The 22,878-nt window shown below is 69.1% G+C and carries 25 protein-coding genes; 16 read left to right on the plus strand and 9 right to left on the minus strand.

What is annotated here, in order from left to right; genetic code table 11:
* The first annotated feature begins 864 nt into the window (after positions 1-864).
* On the plus strand, positions 865-2,076 hold the full coding sequence (locus tag BN1701_RS35340; protein WP_157367845.1) for a hypothetical protein: 1,212 nt from the start codon (positions 865-867) through the stop codon (positions 2,074-2,076).
* Between the two features lie 178 nt (positions 2,077-2,254).
* Here BN1701_RS35340 and BN1701_RS35345 read toward each other — a convergent pair whose 3' ends face one another.
* Both BN1701_RS35345 and BN1701_RS08780 read right to left on the minus strand, forming a co-directional pair.
* Positions 2,255-2,458 (minus strand): hypothetical protein, encoded by a 204-nt coding sequence (locus BN1701_RS35345; protein WP_157367846.1) that lies wholly within the window; start codon positions 2,456-2,458, stop codon positions 2,255-2,257.
* The gene (locus tag BN1701_RS08780; protein ID WP_231949543.1) at positions 2,455-3,789 is read right to left on the minus strand and encodes a hypothetical protein; all 1,335 of its coding nucleotides are present in this window, start codon (positions 3,787-3,789) and stop codon (positions 2,455-2,457) included. The genes BN1701_RS35345 and BN1701_RS08780 overlap by 4 nt, the downstream gene beginning before the upstream one ends.
* 388 nt (positions 3,790-4,177) lie before the next feature.
* Here BN1701_RS08780 and BN1701_RS08785 point away from each other — a divergent pair, with 388 nt between their 5' ends.
* Entirely contained in the window at positions 4,178-4,369 is a 192-nt protein-coding gene (locus tag BN1701_RS08785; RefSeq protein ID WP_054047217.1) for a hypothetical protein, read from the plus strand.
* Positions 4,370-4,663: 294 nt separating this feature from the next.
* On the opposite strand, the gene BN1701_RS36385 is transcribed toward BN1701_RS08785, so the two are convergent.
* A complete protein-coding gene (locus BN1701_RS36385; protein WP_172803218.1) occupies positions 4,664-5,047 on the minus strand; it encodes a hypothetical protein in 384 nt (127 codons plus the stop codon).
* 515 nt (positions 5,048-5,562) lie between these two features.
* Between BN1701_RS36385 and BN1701_RS08795 the strand changes: the two genes are divergently transcribed.
* Together BN1701_RS08795 and BN1701_RS08800 are read left to right on the plus strand one after the other, a co-directional pair.
* Positions 5,563-6,531, plus strand: coding sequence for a DNA-processing protein DprA (locus BN1701_RS08795; protein WP_231949544.1), 969 nt, complete (start codon positions 5,563-5,565; stop codon positions 6,529-6,531).
* A gap of 157 nt (positions 6,532-6,688) precedes the next feature.
* A complete protein-coding gene (locus BN1701_RS08800; RefSeq protein ID WP_231949831.1) occupies positions 6,689-7,672 on the plus strand; it encodes a DUF4192 domain-containing protein in 984 nt (327 codons plus the stop codon).
* Between the two features lie 155 nt (positions 7,673-7,827).
* Here the strand turns inward: BN1701_RS08800 and BN1701_RS08805 are convergent, their stop codons facing one another.
* Both BN1701_RS08805 and BN1701_RS08810 read right to left on the minus strand, forming a co-directional pair.
* Positions 7,828-8,094: a hypothetical protein gene (locus tag BN1701_RS08805; RefSeq protein WP_054047227.1), complete on the minus strand. Its 267-nt coding sequence runs from the start codon at positions 8,092-8,094 to the stop codon at positions 7,828-7,830.
* A 1,016-nt stretch (positions 8,095-9,110) separates the two neighbouring features.
* Complete coding sequence (locus BN1701_RS08810) at positions 9,111-9,263, minus strand: hypothetical protein (RefSeq protein ID WP_157367847.1); 153 nt, start codon at positions 9,261-9,263, stop codon at positions 9,111-9,113.
* A 120-nt stretch (positions 9,264-9,383) separates the two neighbouring features.
* Between BN1701_RS08810 and BN1701_RS08815 the strand changes: the two genes are divergently transcribed.
* The 6 genes from BN1701_RS08815 to BN1701_RS08840 all read left to right on the plus strand — a co-directional run bounded on the left by BN1701_RS08815 (position 9,384) and on the right by BN1701_RS08840 (position 14,095).
* Positions 9,384-9,830 (plus strand): hypothetical protein, encoded by a 447-nt coding sequence (locus BN1701_RS08815; protein WP_054047231.1) that lies wholly within the window; start codon positions 9,384-9,386, stop codon positions 9,828-9,830.
* Positions 9,831-10,124: 294 nt separating this feature from the next.
* Positions 10,125-10,793 (plus strand): Crp/Fnr family transcriptional regulator, encoded by a 669-nt coding sequence (locus BN1701_RS08820; protein ID WP_054047233.1) that lies wholly within the window; start codon positions 10,125-10,127, stop codon positions 10,791-10,793.
* A 236-nt stretch (positions 10,794-11,029) separates the two neighbouring features.
* Positions 11,030-11,881, plus strand: a complete 852-nt coding sequence (locus BN1701_RS08825; protein WP_054047235.1) for a hypothetical protein — start codon at positions 11,030-11,032, stop codon at positions 11,879-11,881.
* A 40-nt stretch (positions 11,882-11,921) separates the two neighbouring features.
* Positions 11,922-12,455 carry a hypothetical protein gene (locus BN1701_RS08830; RefSeq protein ID WP_157367848.1) on the plus strand — a complete coding sequence of 178 codons (534 nt, stop codon included), beginning with the start codon at positions 11,922-11,924 and terminating at the stop codon, positions 12,453-12,455.
* 711 nt (positions 12,456-13,166) lie between these two features.
* Positions 13,167-13,586, plus strand: a complete 420-nt coding sequence (locus BN1701_RS08835; RefSeq protein ID WP_054047239.1) for a hypothetical protein — start codon at positions 13,167-13,169, stop codon at positions 13,584-13,586.
* A 74-nt stretch (positions 13,587-13,660) separates the two neighbouring features.
* Positions 13,661-14,095: a PP2C family serine/threonine-protein phosphatase gene (locus BN1701_RS08840; protein ID WP_054047241.1), complete on the plus strand. Its 435-nt coding sequence runs from the start codon at positions 13,661-13,663 to the stop codon at positions 14,093-14,095.
* A 235-nt stretch (positions 14,096-14,330) separates the two neighbouring features.
* Here BN1701_RS08840 and BN1701_RS08845 read toward each other — a convergent pair whose 3' ends face one another.
* On the minus strand, positions 14,331-14,684 hold the full coding sequence (locus tag BN1701_RS08845) for a helix-turn-helix transcriptional regulator (protein WP_054047243.1): 354 nt from the start codon (positions 14,682-14,684) through the stop codon (positions 14,331-14,333).
* Positions 14,685-15,055: 371 nt separating this feature from the next.
* Here BN1701_RS08845 and BN1701_RS08850 point away from each other — a divergent pair, with 371 nt between their 5' ends.
* The gene (locus tag BN1701_RS08850; RefSeq protein WP_082859735.1) at positions 15,056-15,991 is read left to right on the plus strand and encodes a hypothetical protein; all 936 of its coding nucleotides are present in this window, start codon (positions 15,056-15,058) and stop codon (positions 15,989-15,991) included.
* A 322-nt stretch (positions 15,992-16,313) separates the two neighbouring features.
* Here BN1701_RS08850 and BN1701_RS35355 read toward each other — a convergent pair whose 3' ends face one another.
* The 3 genes from BN1701_RS35355 to BN1701_RS08860 all read right to left on the minus strand — a co-directional run bounded on the left by BN1701_RS35355 (position 16,314) and on the right by BN1701_RS08860 (position 18,873).
* Positions 16,314-16,541 (minus strand): hypothetical protein, encoded by a 228-nt coding sequence (locus BN1701_RS35355; RefSeq protein WP_157367849.1) that lies wholly within the window; start codon positions 16,539-16,541, stop codon positions 16,314-16,316.
* 242 nt (positions 16,542-16,783) lie between these two features.
* Positions 16,784-17,659, minus strand: a complete 876-nt coding sequence (locus BN1701_RS08855) for an aminoglycoside phosphotransferase family protein (protein ID WP_197672066.1) — start codon at positions 17,657-17,659, stop codon at positions 16,784-16,786.
* Positions 17,656-18,873 (minus strand): helix-turn-helix transcriptional regulator, encoded by a 1,218-nt coding sequence (locus tag BN1701_RS08860; protein WP_054047247.1) that lies wholly within the window; start codon positions 18,871-18,873, stop codon positions 17,656-17,658. Before BN1701_RS08860 ends, BN1701_RS08855 begins: the two co-directional genes overlap by 4 nt.
* A 551-nt stretch (positions 18,874-19,424) precedes the next feature.
* Between BN1701_RS08860 and BN1701_RS08865 the strand changes: the two genes are divergently transcribed.
* The 5 genes from BN1701_RS08865 to BN1701_RS08885 all read left to right on the plus strand — a co-directional run bounded on the left by BN1701_RS08865 (position 19,425) and on the right by BN1701_RS08885 (position 22,874).
* Positions 19,425-20,114 (plus strand): hypothetical protein, encoded by a 690-nt coding sequence (locus tag BN1701_RS08865; protein ID WP_157367850.1) that lies wholly within the window; start codon positions 19,425-19,427, stop codon positions 20,112-20,114.
* Positions 20,115-20,125: 11 nt separating this feature from the next.
* Positions 20,126-21,181: a hypothetical protein gene (locus tag BN1701_RS08870; RefSeq protein ID WP_157367851.1), complete on the plus strand. Its 1,056-nt coding sequence runs from the start codon at positions 20,126-20,128 to the stop codon at positions 21,179-21,181.
* 69 nt (positions 21,182-21,250) lie between these two features.
* On the plus strand, positions 21,251-21,802 hold the full coding sequence (locus BN1701_RS08875; protein WP_157367852.1) for a hypothetical protein: 552 nt from the start codon (positions 21,251-21,253) through the stop codon (positions 21,800-21,802).
* 143 nt (positions 21,803-21,945) lie between these two features.
* Positions 21,946-22,428, plus strand: a complete 483-nt coding sequence (locus BN1701_RS08880) for a hypothetical protein (RefSeq protein WP_054047255.1) — start codon at positions 21,946-21,948, stop codon at positions 22,426-22,428.
* Positions 22,425-22,874 carry a hypothetical protein gene (locus BN1701_RS08885; protein ID WP_054047256.1) on the plus strand — a complete coding sequence of 150 codons (450 nt, stop codon included), beginning with the start codon at positions 22,425-22,427 and terminating at the stop codon, positions 22,872-22,874. The genes BN1701_RS08880 and BN1701_RS08885 overlap by 4 nt, the downstream gene beginning before the upstream one ends.
* Positions 22,875-22,878: the final 4 nt, after the last annotated feature.

The following is a 22,878-nucleotide window of genomic DNA, read 5'->3' on the forward strand; positions in this document are numbered from 1 at the left end:
CGGGGATCACCAATGATCGTTTCTTGGGAACGACGTGTAGTCCCGCCGAGTCGAAACGGATCACAACGACGTTGTGTGATGTGGTGATCGCTAAGCGGTCGCCCGCTCTCCACTGGAGGGCGTCCAGCGCATAGGTGGCTGGGATGGTGCCGGAGGTGTCTACGCGCCCGGCAGAGTAAGTCAACGAGTCGTCAGACAGTAACGGCAAATGCATCGCTGCCAGGGGGGACGGTTCAACGATGAGTCCGCCGCGAGCACTGTGGCCCGGAATCAGCGCGTCGATGACGCCACGAGCGATCCGTGAAGTTGCGCCACGAAGGTGTTCTGGACCTGGGCGGGTAACGCCCGGGCCGGTCACAACGCGTCACCCCAACGTGATGTCATGTTCATGGATCCCCCACTTTGCTGCGGCGCGGCAGTAGCGCTTGGTCGTCGAGCCCTGTCTTGAATGTTGCTCTAGTCGACAGTCTAGCCTCCAGTCGCTCCGCATGAGGCTCATAATGTCATGATTGCTGACATCCGATCGGGTGAAATCAATTCTTTCGTATCAACTATCAAGATGTCTGATTGACTAGACCCGGCATGAGCAACTTCAGTCAGGCCAGTGTGCCCTGTATAGAACGGCCTAGAGATCGGGCCGCCGGGTTCCCTATCGACCTGGGCGGAAGGGGGCCGAGCTTTCGCGCCCGCTGACTTCGTCGCGCTACTATGCCTTGAGGGCCGAAGCGCTGGCCCGAACCGGCCCGGTTGTGCCCACGCTGCACCGGATTGAATACGGTCAAGGTCTGCTGATCGCGCTAGGTTGCATCGTGTCAGTGATCCGAGGCGCAGAGCGTGGGAACTGCGCCGACGTGGAGATCCGGCATGACCAAGAACTACTTCCGCAAGAAGCAGATCCGGGCTGAGGCGTCTGCCACCGGCCGAACGTACCTGGACGCCGCCCGTCAGATCGCCGTAGATGCGGGCCACCCGCAAGGGATGCTCGCAGCGCCCTTGCACGAAGCCTTGGCCAAAGCACTTGACGCGGCGGGATGGCCGGTCGACTTCGAGCATGATCCCCTTGCTGGAGTCCTGTTCGGCTACGCAGGACCGGCAGTCATCCAAACCTGCCGGCTTGATGGACCGCCGCTTGACCTAGCTAGCAACGCGCATCCGGACGATCCGACGGTATTCGACTTGACCTCTCCGATATCGGTTGGCGTAACCGCTCCACGTCTGGTCGACATAGATCATGTGGGCCGTCTGCTAGGTCTGGACTGCCACGAAGTCTCCCTCGACCAACCTGTCTGCAATATCGTCGCCGCCATCGATGCGGTTCTCGCCACCACCCGGCACGAACTAGTGACGATGCCCACCAACGCCGAGTGTGCCATCTGCGGCGATCAGTTCAGCGCGCGCGACCTCCTTGAGCCCACCTCACAGCAGATCCGGGTCTGCCCCTGCTGCGTGTTCAGCGGTGAGCTGCTCGACGTGAAGCCTTTCCAACTGGCATTGCAACTGAACTTCGCTGTCATCGAGAACCTGGCGGTCTCGGCGGGCTGGGTAGGACCGCAGACGCTGTTGTCGTGCCTGGCAGGAGCTGGCTTTGCCGACCGCCTGCTAAGGGCCTGGCGCCGCGCAGGTATTCGTGACGAGCCCATGGAATGGTGGTCCGAACCTGCGAAGGCGTGGATATGGCTACCTCCAGGTGTGCGGCCATCGGTGCTGGCTCAGTTTGGCTGTGGCGCCTCCTTGCAACGGATCATCACTGCAATCGACACGGCATACCCTGAACTGCGCGCCGAGGTTCGAACTCGAGCGGTGATGACGCCGGATGGCCTGGTTGATCAGTTGTGGCCCGCAGGCGTCGCCTTCGCTGTTGGTCTGATGACCCAGCAAGCGGAACATGTCGGTCGACGCAGTCCGTGGGACGTTATGGATTCGTTCGATCTCCTGTATTGGGTACGGAAACTGGCCCCCGACGTAGGCTGTGACCCCGTCGAGGCGGTCCTCGGCCTGACCATTGCGGCGGTGCGCGGTGCGCTGAACCCAGGAGCGTTTGCAGAGGATCCTGACAAAGCTGAACGATCGAAATAGGTCTCAGGAGGGCGGCCCAATCCTCTGTGATGACCTAGACCGATCCACTGTCGAACGACACCCGAGCCTTGAGCCATGACATCACCGTCAAGGCCCGTTCTCGCGTACAGCCACAGCATCGCCTCGCGGCGATGCCGCGGCATGTCGTCCAACCCTGGCATCGTGTCGGGCGGGATGGTCACAGGTTGCCGAACCGCCTCAGGAAAGCCTCCGTGCGGGTCTCCAGGTCGCGGCGGGCCTGGTGATGATCACGCAGTACGTCGAATTGCCCTCGGCTGTCGCCCTCGCCACGAGCGAACGCGTCGGCGGGCCACCGGGCCGTGCTCACCAGGTGCGACGAGGAGATCGTTCCGACATAGTTCTTGCGTCGGGGATGGCTCATCCGGCGGCGGGGTGCAGACCGAGGGTGCTCAGCGCTGTCTTGAGCTCGGTGTAGCTGTAGTGCGTGCCCGGGCCCGCCTTGGCTTCGCACTTAGTGACGAAGTCCAGCAGTAGTGGACCGCGGGCCGCACCGAGGTGCGAGGTGGCGTGGGCCAACTCCACGGCCATGCCCGGCATGGCAGCGGCTTCCCGGCATTGATCGTTGCCGTACCAAGTGGTCAGAGCCTGTCCCAGTGTCTCGACTGATAGGAACGACGCGTGTTGCACCAGCAGGCGTCCGATCTGCTCGCCGGTACGCCAACCCCAAGCGGCCCGCAGGAGCTCGATCACTCTCGGCACGAAAAACTCGCTCGGACGAGCCGCGATGACCTGCTGCTGGTGAAACTCACTCAACTGATCGAAGCGGATAGACAGGTTGGGAAGGTGTTCCCTGGCCATGTCGTTGCCGACCATCCCGAGATTCGAGGCGATCTCCGGGGGCAACGGGTCCCACTCGCCGCCCGGAATCGGTGGCGTGAGCAGGGTGTCGAACAGGTCGGCCAGCGGCTGATCCACAGACGCCCAGAAATAATCGTCCTCGGCCATGCGGCTCAGGGTTCGCAGTTGGGTCGTGCCGTCGAGCACGCGGAGTCGTTCGCGTGTCTCGCCCACGGCGTCACGGACCGCGTCGCGTGCCGTCTCCGCGAAGGCGCGCAGCGCGATGGCCATCCGGTCGGCGTGCCAGTCCGCAGGCATCCGACCCTCAGGGTCGACTTCGAGCATCGCAGCCTTCGCCGCGAGCCTGATGATGCTCCGGCGGGTCGCGGCCCGGACACGGTCGTGGAAGGCAGCCCGAATGTGGAGCGGGGACGCGGCGAACAGTGGGTCGCAGATGAAGTTCTTGAACTCCTCTACCAGGGCTCCGCCCTGCGTGGGGGGATGTATCAGCAAGGTGGACAGCGCGATCGCCAGATGCCCGCGAGCGGTCTCCGGGCGGGGGCTGTAGACCTCGCCGCCGCTGCGCAGCGACGGGTGCGCGCACAGATGGCGGTCCTCGCGGACCCGGTCCAGGTCGCGCTTGCCGATCGTGTCGATCAACTCGAACACCACCGCCTCGTCAACCAGCGAGGCCTCGATCTTCTGCATGGCGCTCACCCCAGTGGGTTTCAGGCCATCCTTCTGCGCGTCGGTGATCTTTTTCCGGAACCCCTGCGCGGCCCCATCGCCTTCATCGGCCAGGCGGATCAGCTTCACGATGATGTCCGCGCTGACCGCCGACCACGTCGCCGCGATGCTCGCGCGGATCGCGCCAGCGTTGTAGCAGCGCCATGCCTCGTCCACCAGCGGGCGCACGTCCGGACTCCAGACCTGAGCGACCAATGCCTCCAGATCAACCGCCACGGTCTGTCCTTCCGTCGGTCAAGTGGCGTCAAGGGTAGTGCCGCTGGCGGCTCACGGTGACTAGGGCGCGCGGAGCGAGGGGGAAGCCCTGGAAGCTGGGGGCGCCTCCAACACGGCGGCCCGTTCCGGGGGTGATCATGGGATATGCCACGTGCACCGGCCGAGGATGTACCGCCGAGCAGGTGCGTGCACCGCGAAGATCCAGGACGGGTTGGATCGCCTGGGAGCGGCGCTCCTGCGACCGACGCCGCCACCCCCGCGGCGAACGCCCCGACCAACACCCGATCGGTCGCGACGTTCCCATATCCGCAACATGCCCCGGCTGGCTACGGTCGTTCCCATGTCACCCACGGCCGAGGACGTCACGCTCCTCACCTTCGAGACCGCCACCCTGGCCGCGATGTTCGCGAAGGCTGCGGCCTGGTGCCACGAGCATCCGGGTGCGATCCTCTACGCCGTCAACTACACCGTGGAGGAACTCGACGACCGCACAGTGCATGTCCTGCACGCCGCTGGGCTACCCACCCTGTAGCCAAGGTGGGCCGGACACGTCTGCGGTCCCCGAGGGCGCACGGAGGCGTCGCCGCGCGTGCGGGCTACCTCAGGTGATCTCGCGCTGAGCGGCAAGGCTGACGACCCGCGACCACGGGATCGCGCTGACAGGGTGGTCGATCGCGTTGCGCACGACGTCAACGAGCGGCGAACTCGCCGGAAGGGTGTCGCCGGGCCCGAATAGCGGCGGTTGGTCGGCAGCGACTCACGCGAGCCACCAAGCCGAATTCTGCGCCCTTGCCGGAAGTCCACAGGAAGCGGAGTCAGCAGCCCGTCATCGGTCTGCAGCAGGAACGCCGCGGGTCCCCATGCCGTCGCCGCGGACGATCCACAAGGTCACTGCCCGGTCATGGATCGCGCCGTTGGCGAGCTCGGCGGGCAGGTCTCTCTGCGCGTGCCTGGCTAGGCGCAGGATGTCGTCGACGTCGTCGCCGCGCAGCAGGTCGGGTTCGTGGTGTTCCTCGATGAGTTGGTAGTGCGGTTCGGGGCGCAGCGCCCAGCAGCCGCCGCGAACACCAGCCGCGACGGCGTTCTCGGCGAGGGCCTGCTGCAGGGTGAACAGTCGCCACGAGGCGCGGACCGGCTCCGGTTCCGGGCCTGCGCTGATCGAGTCGTCGAGCGCCTGGCGCAGCTCGGGCGGCAGTGTGTCGGTGCGCATGGTGAGCACACCGAAGGTGGCGGGTCGCCGAAGTACCCGCGCACGAGGCGGGCGATATTGCGGGGAGCTTCCACGGCCCGCCTGGAATCTCCCCGCACCGCCTTGTATGACGGCTCCACCAGCAGCACCCGGTCCGCCCGATCACGAAACAGCAGCCCGGCGACCATCCGCTTCGGCGCACGTCCGGCGACATACTCGGCACAGGGTGGAACCTCACCGCGCCGTGACGATCCGGATGAGTTCACCAAGGCACCTTTACTTTTGACGGCATAGTCCGGCGCTGGCTCATCGGCCAGTGCATGCACCTCGTCCAGCGCAGTGCGCACGCCTCGCGGGCCACCACCAGCAACCCCTCTGCGTCGGGTCCATAGCTCGGCCAAGCAAAGCAGGGACACCGGCAACGGCGTCGATCGAGCCGGTTACGGATCGGCTCTGGCTAAGTGCGACGCCGCCGCCGGTGTCCCTGCTCGCAGTGCCGCGTCCACAGGACCGCCGCAGGCCGTGGGCACCAGCTGATGGCAGGCGACGGCCTGTGCGGCATCGACGTTCGCCATCCCAGACAGGGAGTTCGATTGATGAGTCCTTACGCGACAGACGATCCCGTGCGTCGGGCCCGTGCGTATCTCCTGCGTGTCGCTGAGCCGCCAGCACCCACGCTGGTGGCATTCGTGGAGGTTCACGGTCCAGTTGAGGCAGCCGAGCTTCTGCGCTCGGGTGAGGCGCCGACATCGTTGTTGGACGCGACGTTCGCCCAGGGAGCCACAGCGGAGCTGGCCGACAGCGACTTCGCCGCCGCGGCTGCCGTCGACGCCAGGCTGGTGATCCCCGAGGACAACGAGTGGCCTGCCGCCATGGCGCTGTCCCTGCACAGCGGCGGTGCTCTTGGATTGGACTGGGCGGCGGCGCCTGTGGCGTTGTGGGTTCGTGGCCCGGTCGACATCGGAGTCGCGTTGCAGCGGGCGGTCTCGGTGACCGGCGCGAGGGCGGCGACCGGATATGGCGAGCATGTCGCCGGCGAATTCGGCTTTGATCTCGGCACTGCCGGAGTGACCGTCGTGTCGGGCGCGTCATACGGTGTGGACGGCGCGGTTCATCGCGGCGCACTGAACGCGGAGGGCCCCACCATCGCGGTGCTCCCATGCGGGGTCGATGTCCGATACCCGGCCGCCCACAGCTTGTTGCTCGACCGCATTGCCTCGACCGGAGCGGTGGTGAGCGAGTACCCGCCCGGGACACCTCCGGCCAAACACCGGTGCGCGGTCCGGAACAGGTTGCTTGCCACCAGCGCCGCAACCGTGATCGTGGAAGCGGGGATTCGCAGCGGTGCCCGCAACGTCGCCCGCAGCGCGAAGGCTCTCGGCAAGACCGTGCTGGCGGTACCTGGCCCAATCACCTCGGCCATGTCGAAGGGGTGCCACGACCTGCTGCGTGACGGGACGGCGACAGTCGTGGATTCCGCCGCACAAGTCCTGAGCCGTCTCTGAGCGCTCGGCCGTAGCCACATAGGCGTCGTACCGGCCAGACACCCGGCCGGTACGACGCGTCTCCAACTCTCGAAGTATTTGGCCCGCAGTGGTGCCTTCCCAACCGAGGCTCCGCCTCCGCTCAAACCAGTCCAGCCCAAAGGAGAACACAGTGTCCATGCTCAGCCAGGCAGGGTCGTCCGACACCGCGGCCTCGATCCTGATCGAAGAACCCGGGGAGTTCATCGCCAGCATCCCTGCCCTCCTCGGCTTCACGCCGTCCAACTCGCTTGTTCTGCACGTCATTGACGGCCCGACGCTGCGCGTCGATCTGCCGGGCATCGCAGGCCACAGCGGTTTCACCCGACATGCCGCAGATGTCGTCTCACGCCATGGGCGACAGGTCATCCTGACCGCCATCGGCGGCGACGAGGATGACACCACCATGCCCTTGCGCGAACTGATTGACCGGCTGATCCGCGACCTGCACGATGCCGGAGTCGAGACCGCAGGGGCATGGCGAGTCTTCGCCATCGCCGAGGGCGAACGGTGGACCTGCCTCGTGGGCGACTGCCACGGTTTCCTTCCTGATCCCGCCGCCACGCCCGTGGCGGCTGCCAGGGAACTTCATGGGTTGCAGCCCTACCCGTCTATTGCGGAGTTGGACGCCGCTCTCGCGCAGGACCCAATGGAGGACCTGGAACGGCGCGCGCGCCGAATCACCGTTCTTCGCCAGGTGGCAGCGTGCGCCGATCGCTGCCACGAGCTGATCACGGCAACGATCGAGGCGATCTCGGCCGGCGCCAGCGCCGAGGATCTCGACGATGACACCCTGGTGCGCATCGGCTGTGCGCTGACGGGCCCAGGTGTCCTGGGCCAGTGGCTCCTCGACCTGGCCAGCGAGGAGGCCCGCACCCAGTCCGCAGTCCTGTGGACGCGACTGGTGCAAGCGATGCCCGACGGCCCGGAACGGACAGGTCCCGCGCTCCTTCTGGCGGTCGCGCAGCATCTCGCCGGAGCCGGCGTGCAGGCCAACCGCGCACTGCGAGTCGCCGGGACCGCTGATCCGAGCAACCATCTGATCACACTGCTCAGCACAGCCTTCCAGTACGGGGTCACCCCCCGAGAACTGCACAAGATTCTTTCGCGCTTCACCCCGTAGCGGCGGTCCTGGCGGCTGGTCCACCTGGCACTGCGGTGTGGCGGGCGGGTGCCGCAGATTCATGCCGGACGCTGGCGACGTCCAAGCGGGCGTCGCTGACGCGGTCGAATTGATGAACCCGGGTACCGCCTCTTTCGGTCTGTCCGCGACGCGGGTCAGGCCGTGTAGCGAATCAGCCACACCAGCGGACGGACGGGATCGGCCACGAACACCACCGCTTCGACCTCGATGACGTCGGAGACCCAGTCAGCCACCGCCTGGTCGGGCTCGCCCCGCTGTTCCCCCGTGATCGGCAGGGACCCTTCGGCGGTAAACCCGACGGTCTCATCGTGTTCTGCGCCCACCACCCACGCCGCTTGCGGCGTTCCCAGGTCGGTGATCCGCAGCTCGTGTGCGCTGGGGATGCTATCGATGTCATTCACGGCCTTGTCCTTCCTGGCAGCGAGAACACGCAGGCCACCGTTCCCGTTGTGGGCAGGTGCGACGGGCCCGATCACCGGGATGGCGCGGCGGCTGAAGAATCCAGCGCAACTCGCCGTCCCTGCCCCAGCCAAGCATGTCGCCCTTTCCGCCGGACATGTGCCCCGCGTCGGATGCGGAGTTGCGCGGAGCGGAGCAGATCCCTCGATGCGGCGCCAGGCGCTGACGCGATAACCCTGGCGCCGCATCGAGGTGGACCAGCACAGTACGCGCCCGTCAGCACCGCGAGCCGGTCACGCCGCCGCGGAAGCCACGTCGACGAGGGACCCCACCGCATATTCACACCACCGCAGTCCGAACAGTGCAAAGACCACTTCGAACTCTTGGTCTCCTTCGGGGGCTTGACCTACGCACAGTTCTTCGATCCCCAGGCAGCCAACCCCACGCCCCTGCCCCGCACACCGCCGGAGGCCAGCACCAGTGCTGGTGCCCGAGCTGCGAGAGCGAGGGCTGGTGCGCCAGTTCCCCGGCGTGCCGCTGCTGGCGCGCCCACTACGACGTGTGTCGGGGCAACTCGCCGCTACTACGACGACACCGCAGGTTCGTACATCGCCTGCGACGTCTGCCAGGAGGCGTGGACCGAGGACGTGCGCTTCCTCCGCGAGGCGTTGCGCACCGCAAACGCGGTCATCGACCGTCTGCGCGCCGAGGCTGAGACACCATGAATCACGGCGGCGGAGCGCACCCGAGGCTTCGCCACTCCGCTGTGGCCGGACAGCACACACCGCTGGCTACCCGGCGGTCACGGCGCACTCGCCGCCGCGACCGCTCCGAGCCCGCGCTTCGCGCGATCCCGCTCGCCGCGCCGGTCCGCCTCCCCGCGATCCGCCCCGGCCGCCACAGCAGCACTTCGAACCCGGCGACCTCGACATTGCCATCGCCAACTCCTGACCCATCCGCACGGCAGCCGACTGCCACACTCGACACCAGAGGAACCCACGATGCCTATGCCCAATTTTCACTCCAACCAGACGCCCTTGCTGACCCGCCGCGACCCGGCATCCCGCGCCGCGTCAACCGCGACCTGGAACACGACCGAGACGGCGCTGCGCGCGCTGCGCGCCGCCGTCGCACCCACCGCCGTAAACCAGGCGACGTGGCGCGACGTCATCAGCGAAACCCTCAGCGTCATCCACTCCGCCGACGACGTGCAACTCTCCCAGCCGCACACTTCCTCGTCTTTCGTTCACGTACGCACCGCAACCGCCCGCACCGTTCCTACTTGGTCCACGTGGCCACCGCGACTCACCTGCCCCGGCTCGGCGACCTACGGCTGGAGGGCAGCACCGCTGCCAAGAACGCCGAGCTGGACCTGTCCCACGAGGCGGTCATGGACTACGTCGACGCCCTCGAACGAGCGCCCGGCCACCACGGCGCCCCCGTCGACTGGGCCACCGCGGCGGCCGAGCTGCACGTCGAGATCGGCCGCTGGCGCGGCCCACAGACACGCGACGACGACCACGTATTCGAGGTCCGGCCCGACACCCGCGGCCGCCGCCGACCCGGACCGCGCGATCTGCACCACGCGGCGGTCTTGCACGCCCTGGCGGCAAACCCCGCCCCCAATCCGGCCGTACTGATGGTGAGGCCCGACAGGCCGCTCACGCTGACCATGCTCGACGTGCACCCCTGGCGCAACATGCTCACATTCCCTCCGCAGCGCTGGACCGATGGGTGATCCTGCCCTCCGACGCCGCAACGCTGGACCACGAAGCGCTCGCCGCGCGAACCCTCGCGGCGTCACGCCGCGCCGCAGCCGCGTTCGACTTCAACGACGCCCGTCGCAGACACCCACGCCACCACCGAACTGATCACCGCCGCCGGGATGCGATGCGGGCGCGCTCAGCCCAGCACACCACTCGCGCCCGCCCGCCTCTGCACACACCAGACCCTCTGGGGGCAGGCGGGCGCGAGCGGCGTGCTCCAGCGGGTGCGTCACCACGCAAGCACCCGGCACACCAGGGAGTCACCCATGCCCGCCACCGGATCCACCAACCCGCTCGCCGCCGACCTCGCACATGCCCTCCTCGACGTAGTGGGCGGATCGACCGTCGAATTCCCCTGCGGCCACGTGGTCTTCAAGGAAGGAGAGCCGGGGGACAGCCTCTACCTCATCCAGTCCGGCAAGGTGAAGCTCGGCCGCACGTCGCCTCACGGCAGGGTGTACCTGTCGAACCTCCTCGGCCCGTCCGACATCTTCGGCGAATTGTCGATCTTCGACCCGGGTCCGAGCGCATCCACGGCGACCACGCTCACCGTGGTCCGCGCGGTCGTGGTGCCCCGGCCCGCGCTGCACCAGTGGATCGCCGGCCAGCCGGAGATCGCCGAGCAGCTCCTGCGCCTCATCTCCCACAGCCTCCGCCACACCAACAGCATGGTCGCCGACCTGATCTTCACCGACGTGCCCGCCCGGGTGGCCAAGACGCTGCTGCAGCTCGCCCACCGCTTCGGCAGCCGCGAGACGGGCATGCTGCGGGTCACCCACGACCTGACACAGGCAGAACTCGCCCAGTACGTCGGAGCATCCCGCGAGACGGTGAACAAGGCGCTCGCCGGCTTCGCCAACCGTGGCTGGCTGCGGTTGGAAGGCAAGAGCGTCCTCATCCTCGACCCGGAGCGCCTCGCCCGGCGAGTGCGCTGACCGACCCGCAACGCGGAGGTGCCAGCGCCGACGAATCATGAACAAGGGGCGGACCAACACCAGCCCGGACCGCGACACGGCGGCAAAAGCGCCTTCGCCGCAGCGCCCGAGCGGCCGCCGCGCCAAGCCAAGCACCCCCTGCCCCCGGCTTCGCACCAAAACACCGCGCACAGCCGGGGGCAGGGGGCGCTGCAACGCGCGCCTCAACCGCCCGGCCCACACCCAGGAGCAACATGATGCCCGAGAACACCCACACCACCTCTGCCACACTGCGCGCTGACCTCGACATTGCCAGCGGACTCGCCAACGGGCGAGAAGACGCCCTCCAAGACGTTCGCGACGCCGCACGCGGCGTCTACGCAGGCCTGCTGGCAGCCGTTGACGACCTGCCCGCGCTGCTCGCCAAGAGCCCGGCAGCGACCGCGGACAAGGTGACGGCCGCCCTCACAGGCCCGCTCGCGGCAACACGGGACCTCGTCCACCGTGCCGACGGCTACACCGGCCTCAACCAGCGCGACATGGTCTACCCCGACATCACCGCCGAGCTGGACAGCCACCACTGGTCCGAGCAGCCCGGCTCCACCGCTGATGCCAACCCGTCGGTGCGACACGAGCGGGGCTGGCTGCGGACCTTCCACCGCGGCGCCCACGTGCTGAACCTGTGGTTCACCAGCCCCACCTCCCTGGCCGCGGCCGCGCTCAGCGGCCGAGGCCCTCTGCGCGACACCCGCGAGGTCAAAGCCGCCATCACCTCCCGCGACACCCCCGGCCCGCTGCACGTCCCGTTCCAGTGGCCCCGGGGGAAGGACACCGCTACCACCAACGACATGACCTGGGAGGAGGCAACCTCCTACCTGCACACCTACGGCTTCACCCTCACCGCCAGCAGCCTCTGCGACGCCAACGGCGTCCCGGATCCCGACTCCGACGGCGGCAGGCAGGTGCACACCTGGATCAAGCCCGACGCCCGCCGCACCGCGCCGGTATCCGTCCGCCTCTACGAACGCGCCGCTGATCGTCCGGTCGCCTGGTACTGGGCTGGCCGCATCAGCTGCCTTCCGCAGCTCTACCGCATCTGCGTCCGCTGACCCGACTGCAAGCCGTCCACCCACCAACCAGGAGCCAACTGTGTCGGAGAACTGGAACACCCGCCCACGCTGGATCACCCCTCACGATGCCAGCCGCTGCTACGTGCTCTACGACAACGTCGACTGCAACATCCCCCGCTGGGGCACCGAGAGCGAGCACGGCGCCTGGGCGTGGGCTCGCGGACTGCTCGTGGAACTGCACCGCCGCCTCGGCGGCACCCTGGTGTCGCTGCACTACGAAGAACTACTCGCCCGTCACCCGCACGACCCACTCACCGCGCCGCCGCACCTTCCAGTCGGCAACCACGTCACCGCCCGCCTGCGCACCGGCGACGGTCACTCGCTCACCATCGTCTCCCGCGCGGAATGGGCACCCCACGGTCCTCGTGGCGACCACTGGGAACTCACGATCGACGGCGAGACCCCCTCGCACCCCGACGACCCGGCCCTCCACGGCCTTCACCGCTACCCGCCGACGCTGCCCTTCCTGGCACTCCAGGTGTACATGCACCTCCACCGCCGCGATGCCAGGCCAACCACACAAGACCAGGAGCCAACCCCGTCACACCCGTGAACGGAGAACACCCGCACCGTCACCTCAGCCATGAGGGGGCAAGCGCTCCAGCTAATACCACGCCCCGTGGGCTCACCGCTCCGCCGCGCCCGCACAGTGGTCTGCTCTCGCACGCTCGCCCATCGCTCCAGCCCTCCCGAGCAGACCGGACCCGCCCACTCTCACGCCGTCCCACTGTGCCGCGCTGACGGGGAACGCATCCTGCGGATGTTCGCAGCGCATCCTGATAAGACAGTCGTTGTCGTCGCCGCCCGGAGGGCAACGGGCGTGTGTCCTGACGTTCGGCGGCGGGCATTTGCGGCGCGACCTTCACCGCCCCGGCCTGCAGATGGCGGTGCTGGCCCACCCGGCTGGCGCAGTGGGCTTCGCCGGATTGCACTGGTGCGTCGGCTCCGACCGCCGTCGCTCGCCGTGCGACGTTGAGCCCGCACGATGAGCATGTCGATCCGCCGCATCGGCGCTCTCCAGCAAATCGGCCGTCCGCCGACCGGATGCAGGCCTCCCGTCCGCGCATTCGTGGACTCCTCCAGGCCAGCACGCCGGGGTGGGGTTCGCGGCGATGAACACGGCCCGATCAGCGCGGGTGACAGTCCTCGCTGCGCTGCGGGCCACCCGCCCCGACCAGCCGCAACCCCCGCCGCCCCTCCGGGCCCCGCCCCGGCGCGCTGCGCACAGCGCGTCCACACACCGCGACGGGCGGAGGCACAGACCATGATCGACACCTCGCATCGGATGAAACTCACCGCTGCTTCCGGGGCGCTGCTGCACGACGTGCGATTCGCTACGGCCGATGAACTCGACGGCTATGAGGGTCGACGCCTCTTCGGCATCGACCCGCCCGCCAGCGATCTCGCCGCCTGCCATTGTGGCTGGACCCACAACGCAGTCGACCTGATCGCCGCCGCAGGCAGCCACCTCCGGCGTGACCCCAGCTTGCCGGTCCACCACGTCGGGGCGCACACCGCGATCGGTACCCGACACCGCAACGCCGACAGTTTCGGCTCCGCCGTGGACTTCCACCGGAGTTGCCGCGTTCGCCGTGGCCGACGGCATCGGCAGCCTCCCGGACGCAGCGAAAGCCGCCGCGGTCGCGGTGACCACGGCGTTGTCAGCCGCGCTCGCGGCCTGTGAAACCGGGCGGTCACCGGCATGGCGGCCGCGCGGGACGCACTCGAACGCCACGACCTGTCAACGGGGACACCGTCATGGTTCTGGCGGTCAGCCGCCCGCGTACCTCGGGCCTGGGCATCACCTGGGACCTCGTCTGGGTCGGCGACTGCCAGGCATGGTTGGTCGACGACAACCAGTTGACGCCGCTGACAACGCCGCACACCCAAGGACAGTGGATGCGGGACCTTGGGATGCCCGAGAACGTCGCCGCAGGATCGGACAACATCGTGCTCACGACGGTCGGAACCGCCGACCCCTCTGAATTCGGGACCACCACGACCACCACCGCGAGCGGGCGGCTCGCGCTGACCAGCGACGGTGTCGGCATGACGCTGAAGCCCGCTGAACTGCTCGAGACGCTCTCCCAGATCGACAGCCCGCAACGCTGCGCGCAGCGCCTCGTCGAGCTCGGCGCCGCCCACCCGACGGCCGACAACTCCACCGCGCTCGTCATCGACACCCGCGCCTGACCTGGCTGCCCACGCTACGGCGTCCGTCGGACAGCGATCGTCCGGGGCGCATCGCCAGAGTTCCGCAGCGCCTCGGCGGGCGTGCACGCCTGCAGGGCGCTCGCGTTCGAGGTGGCCTGTTGGAAGAACACGCGGTGACCCGGCAACACGCACCACAACCGCCCGCCCCGGCTGCCTAAGTCACGATCGCCGTGGGCCGGCACGCCGCCGATACCGGATAACGACTCCAGGCGTCTCAGTCCTGTTCCGCTGTGGGGGACCGCTCGCCGCGCGTTGGCGGCCGGTCGCAGCCGGGCGCGCTGCCACCAAACCGCTGCTCGGCGTCGGCGATCACCTCGGGGGTGAGCCCTACCAGCGCGAGCGCGTGATCGACATCGGCGCCGAGCGCGGCCACGACCGCCTCGACCCGCGACCTCAACGCGGCAGGTCGGGTCTCCAAACACTCCACGTCGCGGACCCTCAGGCCCGCTGCCCGCGCGGTCTGCTTGATCGACATCCCCGCGCGGAGCCGCGCCTCCCGCAGGTACGCGTTCAACGGCCACGCGGCATCAGCTGGCTCGTGAATTTCGTGATGAGTCGTTGTCGTCATATAGCGAGTATCTCTCCGCCATGTCACCGGCGATGTAAACCACGATTCCGAGGGGCCAAGTGTCGCCGGTCAGGAGGACAGTTCCGAGCCAGCCATCGAGCCACGCGAGCACCAGCGCGACCAGGTCGATCGCTGGCGCGGTCGACTCCCGGGGCTCCGTACTGCGCTCTCGGCCGGGGCGCCGACATGGCAGGTCACCGCGTTGGACGCGGCATGGCGGGGTGTCGAGCCGCGTTGTCTGGCATCACCCGAATGGCCCAAAGTCGGATGCGGGGCGACGGTGTCCTCATGGGACAGTCGCCGCCGTCGGCGCCACCGATGCCGGCCACTCCGGCCCGTGCCGGTTGCGCCGCGGGTGAGGTGTGACGCGGATGGCGGTGCTCGGGCCCCCGGTGGGGTTGGCCCTGGCTCGCTCGCTTGGGCGGCTGCCTGCGCCTGACCCGGCGCGGCTGGCACTCGAACCAAAATTCGATGGCTGGCGCGGGGCTCTATTCGCGATGGCGGGGGTGCTGCAGTCGCGCCGGGACAACGATCTCGCGGCGCGGTTCCCGGAGATCATCCGCGCGGGGGCTGGGCTGGGAGACGTCGTGCTCGACGGGGAGATCGTCGCCCTGCGCGAGGGCCGGTTGGACTTCGGATCGCTCACCGTGGCCCCGGCCCGGCGAGCGGACTTGGGCGTGGTGATCTACTACGTCGCCTTCGACGTGCTCGCCGTCGGCGAGGACGATCTGCGCGTCCTGCCCTACGGCGACCGCCGCGCCCGACTGGAGGAACTGTTCGCCGGGGCCGCTCCGCCGTTGCAGCTGGCCCCGAGCGTGCGCGGCATGGCCGAGGCTCTGGCGTGGATGGAGCCCGAGCAGGCGGTCGTCGGTATCGAGGGCGTGATCATCAAGGATGTGCGCCGCCCGTATCGGCCCGGTCGGACCGGGGACTGGCTGAAGGTGCGGCAGACGAGGCTGGTCGACGCGGTGGTGATCGGTGTGACGGGCTCGCTCGCGCGTCCTCTGGAGTTGGTGCTCGCCCGCCCTGATGAGAGCGGCGAGCGGCGGTGGATCGGACTGTCGCAGCCGTTGCCGCCGAAGCTGCGCGATCAGGCCGGACAGCATGTGAGGTCGACGGGGGAATCGCCGCGGCGGGTGTCCGGCGGCGGATTCGGCCAGCCGAGCACCGAGTACCTGCCGGTCCACGCCGACCCTGGTGGTCGAGGTCCAGGCCGAGGCGAGCGTGCAGAACTTCACCTCCCGGCTCCGCCCGCGCGTGCATCGGCTCCGCCCCGCCCCGACCCGACCGTCGAGGATCTCGGTTGACGCCCTCGCAATGAGTCGTTCCGGCTGGTCGCTTCGGCGAGCCTGTACGCCTTGATCGCGCAGGTGCCAGGACGCGCTTACCCGGCCAGCTCAAGGTAGGTCGCCGTAAGGTACATCGGCTGCGATACCCGCCAGCGGCCAGGGCCGGCAGTGTGCGCTCGTGCTCTCGAACTGCGAGTCCGTGCCGCGACTGATGGTCCACATTGGACTCTTAAGCGCCGCCATCGAGACGCACAGTCGGTTCGAGCTGATTGCAAATACAAGTCGGACAGCAAGTCGTCAAGAACGTACCCGGTGAGTAACGGTTCAGTCCATCGCCCGCTCAGGCGCCACGGCCAGGACGGGCCACACGCAGAATTGTCGATGCACAACGCGGCAGATGAGGCCACGCCTGCCCCGCTCCGATCGCTAGGGCGCTGGCGACCGTGAACATGCCCACGTCCCAGGCCACGCCGGCGAGGCCGACAACATCGACGAGCAGGATCGCAGCGGCGACCGACACGAATCCAACCGCGACGCAAAAGGCAACCAGCGCAGCCAACTTGGTCAAGCGGGAAGCTTGCATTCAGCTCATTCCTTGGACTGGACGGTGGTCGCGTAGCAACCAACAGTATCCCCGTGGTGCTCGGGCATCTCGACCGACCTGCCTCGCTGCCGCGACGTTCACCAGCCATGCCGATGTAGACAATCAAACCGCTTCGGGTGTGCTCGCGGGCGCGGGGCTCTTGGCCTTCCGGCAGGCCGAGCTCGACCACGGTCCCGTTCTTGGGACTGCGCTCGCGCATCGTGGGGTTAGACCGTGTGCCACCTTGCCGGTGTGTTCCCGCGCAGAGTTCGGATGCGGTGGTGCAGTTCGGTGTGCGCGGCGTTGTCGCCGGTGGCGGCGCGGCGTAGGTAGCTGCCGAGGGTGTGCAGGTCGCGGATGGCGACGAGGGTGGTCAGCCCTGGCCACGTGCGAGGGTCGTGGCCGTATGCGTGGGTGAACGCGTCGAGGTGCTGCGCGGGGCGGCCGAAGCGGAGGTTGCCCTGGATCGTGTTGGCGAGGTCGAGTTCGCGGGGTCCGGTGGAGGTTTCATCCCAGTCGCCCAGGAGTGTGCCGTTGGGGGTGCGGATGAGGTTGCCGGGGTAGGCATCGGCATGGATGAGGCCGGATCCGAGTGCGCTCTGCAGGTGCTGGTAGTCGTCGAGGAGTGTGTGGGCGCGGTCGGTGAGCCAGTCTCGGCCGTCGGAGTCGAGGACGGCGTCCGCGGTGGTGGCGAGCGTGGCGAGCAGGTCATTGAGCGGCCGGTACTCGTGCAGCGTCACGGGCGGGTGGGGGAGTTGGTGCAGGACCCGAAGGAGGTGCCCGAGGACGGCCGGTTCCGTGGGCTGGTCGACGGTGGGGTAGTAGCTCCAGAAGGTGATCAGCGCCGACCCGGTCACGTGTGGCGCGTTGAGAGGCTCGGGGGCGGGGAAGTCGTGGCCGCGCAACCAGCGGGTGATGGCAACCGCGGTGTGGGCGCGCTCGGCGGCCGTCGCGGGGGAGAGCCGGGCGACTGCGTCGGCGTGGGGCAGCAGGTACACGCTGGTCGCGTGGTGGTGCAGGAGACGGGCGTCGCGGTGGTCGAGTCCGGCGGCGGTCGCGGCGTCGATGAGGGCGGGCGGGAGAGGGATGGGGATGCTGCTCACCGCGTCGAGGCTAGCGCCGTGGTGAGCGGGTCGACGAACGTGGTGATCCGCTTCCGCAGCGCAGTCTCGGTCGGTGCGGTGGCCGCGGCGAGCATCCGGCGAGTGCGGCCCAGGGCGATCCCGAACTGGCGGATGCGTAGCCCGGGCGGCAGGGCCAGGACGGGGCCGAGCGCGTCGGCAGCGGCGCGGTGATCGTGGTCGGCGAGGTGCGCGTTGGCGAGGTCGACCCGGGCGAGGGCCTCGTCGCCGTAGGAGCGCGCGGCCGGGTCACCGGTCTCGTAGGCGGTGATGGCGGCCTCGGCGTGCACCCGGGCCCGGGTGTGGTCGCCGAGCAGGCCGTGCACCGAGCCCAGGTAGTAGTCGACCTTGGCCGCGGGGAAGTCGAACAGACCGCCCAAGTCAGTGATGTCGTCGCGGTCGTCGGCGCCGTCGCGAATCGTCTCGATCGCGCGGAGCGCTTGCGCGGCGGCCCCGGTGTCACCGGTGCGGGCGGCGGCGCGGGCGGTGATGGCCGCCAGGCGGATCCGCGAGCGCGCCGAGGCGGCGTGCTGCGCGCCTCGCGCGGCGATGTCCACGGCCATGCGCGGGTTCAGTGACCACTCGTGGATGAGCGCGACCGATCCACGGGTCCAGGCGTGCAGGGCGTCGTGGTCGGCGGCGGTGGCGCAGTCGGCGGCGGTGGCCAGCCTGGTGAGCGCCGCGCGGTGGTCGCCTTGGTTCTGAGCGGCATGGGCCAGCAGCAGGCACGTCGTGCCCGCGAGCACGTACAGGTCGCGGGTGTGGTGTGGGGCTTGGCGGCCGGCGAGTAGGTCGGTGATGGTGTCACGGGCGGCCAGCAGGTCCGGCAGCACTCGATCGACGGGTTCGTGCACGTAGTCCACTGCCAGGGCGCTGATCCGCCAGTACAACTGCTCGACCTGGCCGCTGTGAAGGTTGCTGGCCCGCGCGAGCATGGCCAACCGGTCATCGCCGTCGCCATACGAGGCGAACCGCGAGTCGAGGCGCCCGATGTCACCCTGGTCGCCGAGAACCTCGCGCAGGTCCGCCACCGTGACCTCGAGGGTCTTGGCCAACTCCGACATCGTCTTCGGCCGCGGCGTGCTGTTCCCAGCCTCCCACCTCTGCACCGTGGTTCGTTCGACGCCCAGTTCGGCGGCCAACTTCTCCTGGCTCAGGCCGCGGCGCAGACGCAGATCGGCGAGCGTGATCCCCATAGCCGACATTGTGGCGGGCCGCCGCCGCGAAATGCGGCGTATGCGCGGCCGAAACGCGTCAGGAACGCCGTGGTCACCCATTCGCGGTAACGACAGACTGTTGTCCGTCACATCGGCGCTGGCAGTGCCCCGTCTGGACCCCATCGTCCGGGCGAACCGACAACACATGTCGGCGCCGACGTGTGCATCCGGGTCGAACTCGAACGGATGCACCCGATGGGCCGCGAGACCTGCCGATTAGACGCGTCGGTTGTCGCATGCGAAGTGGCCCATCGCCGCCTCGGGACGCGCCTCCCCCAGGGGCGTCCCGAGGCGGACCCACATTCCCAACGCGCGATTGGTGGTGGATTTGTCGTGCCCGTGAATCGAATCGCGACAGCACGGGGCCGCCGCTGGCGTCTCGCTGGGTCGGCGCTGTGACGCGCCGGATGACGCCGATGACGGCAACAGCGGTGCCGCCACGACCGCGCGAGCACCCGTACGCGGTGACCGGCGCTGCACCCACCCCGACCACCCCTGCCCGTCGCGTTCTCGACTTGTCGGAGTCCCGCATGCCTTTGCATTCCCGGCTCGGCCCCCTCCCGCCGTCCACTCCCGAGTCCGCCGATCCCCGGGACGCGGTGCTGGCGGAGCTGCTTGCCCGTGCCCATGTCCAGCTGCAGCCCGCAGTATGGGTCGACGGCGACGTCGAGCAGCGGGAGGCGGCGTTGACCGCGTGGTTCGCCGCGCGCCTGGCACAGGCCCGCGCCAACGGCCAGGTCCTGGTCGCCACCGATCCAAACGACGAGCGGGTACTCGGAGTCGCGGTTCTTCTGGAGCGCCAAGGCACCGACTTCCTCGCCCTCCCAGACATGGACACCTCGCTGCTGAAGTCGGCGACCGTGACCAGGCTCGCCGCGCTCGACGAGCAAATCGAACGCACGGTGCCCTGCGATCCGCACCTGCACCTGCACCTGCACCTGCTCGCGGTCGCCGTGCGCCCGACCCACGACGACGTCGGGCTGTCGCTGCTCGACCAGGTGCACCGCTACGCCGACCAGTGGCAACTGCCCGTGCACACGGTGGCCTGGGACTCGCGGACCGTGGCGACCCACACCCGGCACGGCTGGTGCTCGCGCGACGACGTCGCGCTTCCGGCGCCTGGCGGGCCGCCGGTAGTCCCGATGTTGCGCCAGCCGGCCAGGACCTCGCTCCTTTCGGATATCGCGGCGCGGGCCACTCGGGGAGCGGGCACGGCATGAGGGGGCGGTGGATGCGAGCGGTCGTGGCGGCGGTCCTGGCCGTGCTGGCGGCCAGTGCGGGAGGCGCCGTGATGCGGCCCTCGGCAGTTGTGCCCGGCGACCAGCCGGGCACGTGGTTGGGGTCGTGGCCGGCGTCGTGGTCGTCGCGCGGCGTGTTGGCCTCGTCGACCGGGTTGATCGAACGCGCGGTCGCGGCGTGGCGGCAGGCGCCGGATCCGACATCGCGTCCTGTAGGGGATCCCCGGGTCCTTTACGCCGACCGCTCCACCCCGGGCACGGTCAACCTTGTCTCGGTGGTGCTGGCGGCGGGACGACAGGTGGCGTGGGTGAGCACACCCACCACCACCGGCGCCCCCGCAGTGCAAGACCCGCTGCTGCTTCGCGCGGTCACGACGGTGACGGACGACGCCTGGGGGATCGGGTTCGTCGCGACCGCCCCACTTCCTGGCGACGCGGCGATCCGCGGCGGAGGAGCGGTGAGCATCGTGCTCGCCGCGCCGGATACCCGATCCTGGCTGGTGTCCTCGGCCCTGGACATGGGCCTGGTCGACACCGACGCGGGAGAAGAGGTCGCGACGCGTGTCGTCCAGTCGGGGGTCGCGGCGTGGAATTCCACTGTGCACAGTCGACGCGGCGAGGCCACCCACGTCGATCCGGTCGCCGCCGGTACTCGCGATCCGGCGACACTGACGGTGACGGTGACCGCGACCGGAACGGGCCCGCAGGTCAGCGACGGCAGCCCGGGGGATTGGGTGATCACCGGGACCGGCTGGCTCGGCGTTGTCGGCGAAGGCCACCAGGTGGACACCGCCATGTCCACCCTGCCCGCAACCCTGCGCGCGCAGCTGGCGATCACCGGCGAGCCCCTGACCATCGACGGAAACGGTCGCCTCAGCGGCGTCCCGGCCACCGCGAACCCGGGCAACCGGGTCGTGCTGGCGGGCCCGGACGGCGTACGGATCAACCTCGGACACCTCGCCGGTGACCCGGCCATGGGTTGGGTGCTGGCCCGCGCGGTCCCGGCCGCGACCACCGGCCCGGCACTGCTGTGGACCGGCCACCGGTGACCTCCACCCTCATGCCCACCCGCCCCGCACTCAGACACCCCCGGCTCGCCGTCCGGCGCGGCGGCGCCCGTGACGAACGGGTGGGCACCGAGCGGCGGGGTGCGGTCACCGGCGGATCCGCTGCAGGACACCAAGATCATTCAGGCCCTGACCCCGCCCGCACCGCGCCGCGCACCGGCGACGCTGGTCGACGACGCGTGGTACCGCGCCGTCGACGACTTCACCGGCCGCCCGCGCCTCACCGGGGACCGCTTCGACCTGCTGATGGCTTCGGCCTGGATGGGTGTGCTGCTGTCCACCGGCCGTGTCGACATCGCCGCCGACCCCGCCCGCCACAAGCCGGTCCTGGACCTGCACGACCGGATCCACGCCGACACCTCGATGCGGTCGGTGCGCGGCTGGCTGCTGGCTGCTGGCGCTGGCACCCGGCAGCAGTGCGGAGGTGACCCGACGGCTCGTCGAAATCGGCGCCGCGAGGCGTCGGCGGCGCATCCCTGGTCTCGGGTCAGGCTGTGCCGTGCCGGTCGATCCCAACCGGGCAGCCGCCCGCAGCCAGGCTTTCCGGCGCACTGGACCGCGGTGCCCCACTGCACGGCGAGGACCTGTTGCTGTGGGGGCTGATCCACGGCGTGGACCTGGCCCGCGCGGTTCTACCCGATCACCACCACCTCGCTGTGGCGCTGCCGGCCCGCAGCGCCGCCCGGGTCGCCGCACCCCGCCCGTTCTGACCCCTACACCCCGTCGTATGAGGGAGAACCACGCTGATGTCAACCCTGCACGCTCGGCCCGACACGGCCACGGCCGTGGCCGCCACCCGCTTGGGCGCGCCGATGATCGCGTTCGCGGTCGCCAGCTCGGCGACACCGCTGACGGTGGCGGTCGCGCTGGTGCCCACCGCCGTGGCGACCACGAGGCAGACCGCGATGGCCGCGGCGTTTCTCGTCGTAGGCGCCATGTTGGTGCTGTTCGCGCCAGGGTTCGTCGCGATGGCCGCCATCGACGGCGACCTCGCCGGTGTCGCAGTGTGGCTGGACATGACCGGCCCCGCACCCGCCGAACCGGCCCTCGACGCCCGCAACCACACCGTGTACCTGTACGCGGGCAGCTCGGCCGCCGTCGCCTTTTGCACGACCGCCGGATGGCGCACCAGCGCACCACTCCAACTGCCCCCGAGTGGGCCATCAATGTGGTCCATGATCAGGCCGCTGGCCCGCGCCACCCAGCCCACCGAAAGCCAGATCGCGTGAACCACCACCACGTCTTCCCCAAAGGTCACCGCTGCCGCATCTACACCCACGACGCGGGCCGCATCAACTGCGCACACGGTTTCACCGAGCGACTCGCCCGCCTGCACGCTGCACCGAACCCAGCACGCGAGCCCTACGACGCCAGCGCGCACCGTGTGCTGCGCATGGCCGCGGACAAGGACATCGTCCACAAGCACTTCGTTCTGCAGCACCGGCTTCGTCGCCTCGGTCCCCGCGAAATTGACGCCGCGCGCCGACTGCACAACTGCGGCTACCTCGACCGCGTTCACCCGGTCGCGGCGGGCGACGACCACACCCAACACCTGATCACCCTCACCGAACGCGGGCTGGCTCTGCTCGCCTGGTTCGCCCAACAGCACGCCATCATCCCGGTCGTCGACACTGATAAAGCCGCCGCCTGCGAGTTCGAGAGTCGATCAGCGTGATCTC

It is taken from the genome of Alloactinosynnema sp. L-07 (assembly GCF_900070365.1).
In the GTDB taxonomy this organism is placed as follows: domain Bacteria; phylum Actinomycetota; class Actinomycetes; order Mycobacteriales; family Pseudonocardiaceae; genus Actinokineospora.